The sequence below is a fragment of the Allobosea sp. FG18 genome, assembly GCF_057809495.1.
The window spans coordinates 1-6676 of the sequence record NZ_JBMDKB010000059.1 but is presented as its reverse complement, the minus strand read 5'-3'; the positions used below and the strand labels follow the sequence as shown (position 1 = coordinate 6676).

At 65.4% G+C, this 6676-nt stretch carries 4 protein-coding genes; all 4 read left to right on the top strand.

Translation table 11 applies throughout. The annotated features are described in order from the left end of the window. Positions 1 to 108: 108 nt before the first annotated feature. The 4 genes from ACODTJ_RS28830 to ACODTJ_RS28815 all read left to right on the top strand — a co-directional run bounded on the left by ACODTJ_RS28830 (position 109) and on the right by ACODTJ_RS28815 (position 6268). A complete protein-coding gene (locus ACODTJ_RS28830) occupies positions 109 to 2475 on the top strand; it encodes an arylsulfatase (RefSeq protein ID WP_488851634.1) in 2367 nt (788 codons plus the stop codon). Next, positions 2472 to 3416, top strand: coding sequence for a hypothetical protein (locus ACODTJ_RS28825; protein ID WP_488851632.1), 945 nt, complete (start codon positions 2472 to 2474; stop codon positions 3414 to 3416). Before ACODTJ_RS28830 ends, ACODTJ_RS28825 begins: the two co-directional genes overlap by 4 nt. A 122-nt stretch (positions 3417 to 3538) precedes the next feature. Next, positions 3539 to 3892 carry a hypothetical protein gene (locus tag ACODTJ_RS28820; protein ID WP_488851630.1) on the top strand — a complete coding sequence of 118 codons (354 nt, stop codon included), beginning with the start codon at positions 3539 to 3541 and terminating at the stop codon, positions 3890 to 3892. Between the two features lie 18 nt (positions 3893 to 3910). Continuing rightward, positions 3911 to 6268 (top strand): cytochrome c3 family protein, encoded by a 2358-nt coding sequence (locus ACODTJ_RS28815; protein WP_488851628.1) that lies wholly within the window; start codon positions 3911 to 3913, stop codon positions 6266 to 6268. Positions 6269 to 6676: the final 408 nt, after the last annotated feature.

The following is a 6676-nucleotide window of genomic DNA, read 5'->3' as shown; positions in this document are numbered from 1 at the left end:
CGAAATATCACGATTACGACAGCGAAATCAGCGACTTACTTGGAGAATGTGGGTTGGCATGTCCCATCGGCATGCTGTAGCTTCATAAACGCCGAAGGGGGGCCTTCAATGCCGACCGTCAGAACGCTGGCGATCATCTTGGTCGCAGCAGCGATCCACAGTTCGCCCGCCGTCTCGCAGTCTCGCACAGCCACGCCCGATCGCGCGTCCCTGCCGATCGCGGAGCCCAAACGCCCGGTCTACACGGAGATCGACGCACGCAAGGTGACGCCTCCGCCCCGCTTCGAGGTTAAGGCGCCGGCCGGCGCCCCCAATGTCGTGATCGTGCTCATCGACGACCTCGGCTTCGGCGCTCCCAGCACCTTCGGCGGGCCGATCGGGACGCCCACGCTTGACCAGCTCGCCCAGGACGGGCTGCGCTTCAACAATTTCCACACGACGGCGCTGTGCTCGCCGACACGCGCCGCGCTCAAATCTGGGCGCAACCACCACACCGTGAACATGGGCTTCATCACGGAACTGGCGACCTCCTTCCCCGGCAATACCGGGCAGGTTCCGAGTTCGACCGCGCCGTTGGCGGAGATGCTGCGGTTGAACGGCTATGCGACAGCGGCCTTCGGCAAGTGGCATGAGACTGCGACCTGGGAAGCCAGCGTCGCCGGCCCGTTCGATCGCTGGCCGACGCGCCAGGGCTTCGACAAGTTCTACGGCTTCCTCGGCGGCGAGACCAACCAGTGGGCCCCGTTCCTCTATGACGGGACGGCGGTGGTGGAACGGCCCGACGACCCGAACTACCATTTCATGACCGATATGACCGAGAAGGCGCGCGCCTGGATCAAGTACCAGAAGGCGCTGACCCCCGATCGTCCCTCCTTCGTTTATTTCGCGCCGGGCGCCACCCATGCGCCCCACCACGTCCCCAGGGCCTGGATCGAGCGCTGGAAGGGCAGATTCGATCAGGGCTGGGACAAGATCCGGGAGGAATCGCTGGCCCGGCAGATCGCGCTGGGCGTCGTGCCGAAGGGGACGAAGCTCGCGCCGAAGCCGCCCGCGATAAAGGATTGGGACACGCTTTCTGCGGACGAGAAGCGCCTGTTCACGCGCCAGGCCGAGGTATTTGCAGCCTTCGTCGAATACACCGATTTCGAAATCGGCCGCATGCTGAAGGCCTTCGAGGAGGTCGGCCAGGCCGACAACACTCTCGTCTTCTACGTCGCTGGCGACAACGGCACGAGCGGCGAAGGCGGCCAGAACGGCCTCTTCAACGAGAACACTTATTTCAACGCGGTGCCGGAAAAGCTGGAGGACATGCTCAAATATATCGATAAATGGGGGGATCCGGACACCTACCCCCACATGGCGTCGGGCTGGGCGATCGCCTTCAACAGCCCCTTCAGCTGGCTGAAGCAGATGCCTTCGGATTTCGGCGGCACGCGCAATGGCGTCGTCGTCTCCTGGCCCAAGGGCATCAAGGCTCGCAATCAGGTCCGGACCCAGTTCAGCCATGTGATCGATGTCGCGCCGACGATCCTCGAGGCCATCGGACTGCCCGAGCCCAAATCGGTGAACGGCGTCAAGCAGATCCCGATGCACGGCACCAGCATGGCTTATGCGTTCGAGAATGCGACAGCGCCCGAGCGGCACAAGACGCAGTATTTTGAGATAGCCGGCAACCGGGCCATCTATCATGACGGCTGGTTCGCCCGCACGCTTCACCGGGCCCCTTGGGAACAGAAGCCCCGCCGCAGCCTGCAGGACAATTCCGCCTGGGAACTGTTCGACGTTCGCCGCGACTTCAGCCTCGCCAACGACCTGGCCGCGAAGAATCCGAAGAAGCTCGCCGAGTTGGAGGCTCTGTTCCTGAAGGAAGCCGGCAAATACGGCGCATTGCCGATGGATGACCGCACGCTGGAGCGGTTCGATCCGGTGGTCGCCGGCCGGCCCGACCTGATGGGTCCGCGGCGGACACTGACCCTGGCCGAAGGCATGGTCGGCATGATGGAAAGCGCCTTCGTCAATGTGAAGAACCGGTCGAAGACCATCACCGCCGAGATCGTCGTGCCGGAAGGCAACGCGAACGGGACGCTCATCGCGCAGGGCGGACGCTTCGGCGGCTGGTCCCTTTATTTGAAGGACGGTGTTCCGGCCTATGACTACAACTTCCTCGGGCTGCAGCGCACGACCATCGCCGCATCGAACAAGCTCGCGCCGGGCAAGGTCGAGATACGCTTCCAGTTCGACTATGATGGTGGCGGCAAGGCCAAGGGCGGGCTCGGCACGCTCTTTGTCAACGGCGAGAAGGTCGGCGAGGGTCGCATTCCGATGACGCAGCCAAGCGCATTCTCCGGCGACGAGACCGCCGATGTCGGCATCGACCTCGGAACGCCTGTCGTCGAAGCGATCGGCTCCGAGGCCAAGTCCCGCTTCACCGGGCGCATTCCCCGGCTGACGGTCAGCGTCCAGGATCCGAATTGATCAACCACGGCTTCCATGCGGGAGTAGGCACAGAAAACAGCTCAAGGGGAACAATGTCTATCTTGAAGAAACTGACCGTCTGGGCTGGGGCGATGCTCTTCGCTGCTCCCGTCGCGGCGGCGGATCTGACGCCGCAGCCACCCTCCCAGCCGATACCGCCAAGCTTCGTTCCCGGCTGGACCTTCCGCGTCACGCCCTATGGCTGGCTGACGTCGCTCAACGGCACACAGGTGGTCCGTGGCCGCGGAGTCGATGTGAATGCGAGCTTCGTCGACATCGTTGAAAGCACGGTCGGCCAAGGCGGCTCGCTGGTCGCGCTGATGCTCAACATGGAAGCGCGTCATGGTCGCCTGGCGCTGTTCGGAGACGTGATCGGCGAGAAGATCACCATCGAGCGCTCCGGCCTGAAGACCAGAGGCGCTGCTCCCGGTGTCGGCGTCGCTGTCGGCGCGGCCGTTGACATGCAGTTCCAGATGGCGATCCTCGAGGCGGGCGCGGCCTACGAGATCGGGAGCGTGGGTCCGGTCGCCTTCGATGTGCTCGCCGGTGCGCGTTACTGGTACCAGAAGATCGATCTCGGGCTGGACATCGCCACTACGGTCAACATCGGCGATCTGGCCATCGGTCGGGGGCGCGCCATCGCACGCTCGGGATCCGTCGATTGGATGGACGCCTTTGCCGGCATCAGGGCGCGCGTGTCGCTGGCCCCGAACCATCATCTCGAATTCCGCGGCGATCTCGGCGCGGGCGGCAGCAAGTTCACCTGGCAGGCGCTGGCGGCCTATGCCTACGATTTCAAGACGACGAACGGCATCACCTATTCGGCGGTGATCGGCTACAAGGCCCTTTATGTCGACTATGTTCAGGGTTCGGGGCTGTCGCGTTATGAGTTCGACATGTTGCAGCACGGCCCCGTGCTCGGACTGAGTGTGCGGTTCTGATGGCTGGCGCGGGCTGCGAACCACGGTCGAGCCATCGCAGGCCGCAGTTGCCCGGCTGCGGATCTAGCCGCGCCAGAATCTGCAGATCTTTTTGAGGCCATTCATCGATGTGGAGTTCTGCCATGATGTTTGGGTTCCAGAGAAGCCAAGTCGCGATCTATCTGGCCATGTCCGCAGCCATGCTCGGCGGCTCCGCAATGAGCGCGTCGGCGCAGAGCCTTCCCTCCAATTTGCCAGCCGCGATCCTTTGCTATGCCAAGGCGGACCAGAGCTGGCGGGTCGGCTATCTCAGCCGTGTGAACAAGAATGGCGAGGCCCTGTATGCCGGTGCCGGCGCCGCGCTGAGCGCAACGGTCGACGCCAAGGGAATTGTCGTAGCGCCCAACAATCGGCCTGCGGGCCTCGACTGCTTCGGCAAGAGCCTGGAAGAGCTGCGCGCTGGCGGTCGCCTGATGGACTTCCAGCCGAAGAGATGACCAGGGGGCGAGTGTCCCGTGGGTGACCGACCGGCCTATGGGCTCTTCGGCGGCGCTTTCGCCGCGCTGATCGTCATAGCGACCGGATGGGCACTAGGACAGGGAGCGCTACCTGGGCGGGCGCAGACCCGGTCCGTGGCGGTGTCCTCCGGCTTGGGCGAACTCACCCCGCATGCAGCCGCCGGGTATGTCGGCTCGCGAGCCTGCGCGTCCTGTCATGCGACCATCGCCGCCGATTGGAGCGGATCGGACCACGCCAAGGCGATGGCCGTGGCGACGCCCGAGAGCGTTCTAGGCGATTTCTCCGGCGTCGCCGTCGCGCATCACGGCGAGACAGCCCGGTTTCGGCGCGAGGGCGGGCGCTTCCTGGTCGAAACCCAGGGCAAGGATGGAAAGCCCGAAACCTTCGCGATCAGCCACAGTTTCGGCTGGCGGCCGCTACAGCAATACCTCGTCACCTTCCCCGATGGCCGGCTGCAGGCGCTACCCTGGGCCTGGGATACGCGCCCGCGGGCGCAGGGCGGGCAGCGCTGGTTTCATATCTATGGCGACCAGCCGATCCCGCCTGACGACGCCCTGCACTGGACCGGCCGGATGCAGAACTGGAACTTCATGTGTGCCGAGTGCCATTCGACCGCAGTGAAGAAGGGCTATGATGCCGCCTCCAACAGCTTTCGCACGACCTATTCCGAGATCAGCATCGGCTGCGAGAGCTGCCATGGACCGGGTGCTGGCCACGTCGCTTGGGCCACGGCCGGCAAGGCGGGTGATCCCGTCCTGAAGGGTTTCTCGTCCGTCACGGCCAGGAGGCCGACGGTCGACTGGACTCCGAATCCGGCGACAGGAAGTCCGACCGCAAGCGTCGCGCACCCTCCGGGCGACGAGGTCGAGACGTGCGCCCGCTGCCACCAGCGGCGCGGCACGATCTCGGAAGACTGGAAGCCGGGGCGCTCGATCGTCGACACGCATCTCCCCTCGCTGCTGACGAGCGGTCTATTCGAGGCCGACGGGCAGATGATTGACGAGGTCTTCACCGATCAGACCTTCCGGCAGAGCAAGATGTATGCGAAGGGCGTGATCTGCAGCGACTGCCACGACGTGCATTCCGGCAAGCTGAGGGCGGAGGGGCCTCTCGTCTGCAGCCAATGCCATGATCAGCAGCGTTTTGCCGCCGCCACGCATACCGGGCACCAGCCCGGTCAGGGTGCACCGGATTGCATCACCTGCCACATGCCGGCGCGCACCTACATGGTCGTCGATAAGCGGCATGACCATTCTTTCCGCATTCCGCGGCCTGACCTGACCGTGACCCTGGGGACCTCGAACAGCTGCAACAGCTGCCATGCGGACAAGCCGGCGCAATGGGCCGCAGACGCCGTGGTGACTTGGCATGGGCCGCAACGGAAGGGTTTCCAAGACTATGCCAGGACGGTTCACGATGCGCGCCGAGGAGACCCCGCTGCACGAGTTCCGCTGATCGCGCTGGCGAGCAACCCGCAGATCCCCGCGATCGTCCGGGCAACCGCGCAGAGCGAACTCGGACGCCTGCCCGCCATCGCCACCGAAAGCGTCGTCCGTCTCGGCCTCGACGACCCCGACCCGATGATGCGCATCGCGGCCTTGCGCAACCTCACGCCGCAGCCCGCCGACATCCGCCTGCGCTGGGCGCAGGAGCGTCTGGCCGATCCCGTCCTCGGGGTGCGGATCGAGGCTGCCCAGGCCCTGGCCGACATCCGGCCCGAAGCCGTGCCGGAGCCTGTTCGCGGCCAGCTGACGCGCGCCTTCGCGGACTTCGAGGCGGCGCAGGCGCTGAATGCCGACCGGCCGGAGGCGCGGGCCGCCTTGGCGCTCTATCTGATCCGCAGGGGCAGGCCGGACGCGGCGGAAGCCGAGCTGCGCGCCGGTCTGGCGCTCGATCCCGCCGCCGTCGAGCTCGCAGTCAATCTGGCCGACCTGCTGCGCCAGCGCGGGCGTGATCCCGAGGGCGAGGCGGTGCTCCGGCAGGCGATCACGGTCGCGCCGAAAGAGCCCTATCCGCATCACGCGCTCGGCCTCGCGCTGGTAAGGCAGCGTCGTTATCCCGAGGCGCTGGAGAGCCTCGCCCTCGCCTCGCGGCTCGCCCCGCGCGATGCGCAGCTGGCCCACGTCCACGGCGTGGCGCTTCAATCGCTAGGTCAGCCGGAGCAGGGACGCCAGGTCCTGCGCAGCGCCCTCCAGGCGAACCCGTTCGATGCGGCCCTGCTAGGTGCGCTGCTGGCCGACGCGCAGGCGCGGCGCGATCTCGCCGGCGCGGCGGATTTGGCTAGTCGCCTGTCACGCCTGCGCCCGGACGACGCCGAACTGGCGCGCCTCGCCGCGAGGCTGGCGCGCCCGTAATGTGAAGCGGCTTTTCATTTGACACCCGACCGGCGCGCCAAGCCTAACCAACCGGGCGATAGATTATCGGAGTTTGGTGTGGACATTCAAGACGCTGAGACGAGTTCCACCTCGCCGCAACAGCCCAGAACCTCAGGAAGCTCGCCAAGCTCCTGCCGAACGGGCCCCAGATCCAGCCAATGTGAAAGGTGAAAGCGCTCGCCAGCAAATCTCGGCTCGTGGTCGCCTCGCTCGCAGGCCGACTTTTTCAACGGTATCGAAGCGGAACGGACGCGGTGGCGTGGACGCCACCGCCCTGGCCGGTTAATTCTCGGAACTGCGGCCGGTTAATGATTGGATTACACGGCCGGCCCCTGTCGGGCGACATGCACAATTGACCCCCTAGCGACATAGAGAACTGACCCCTCT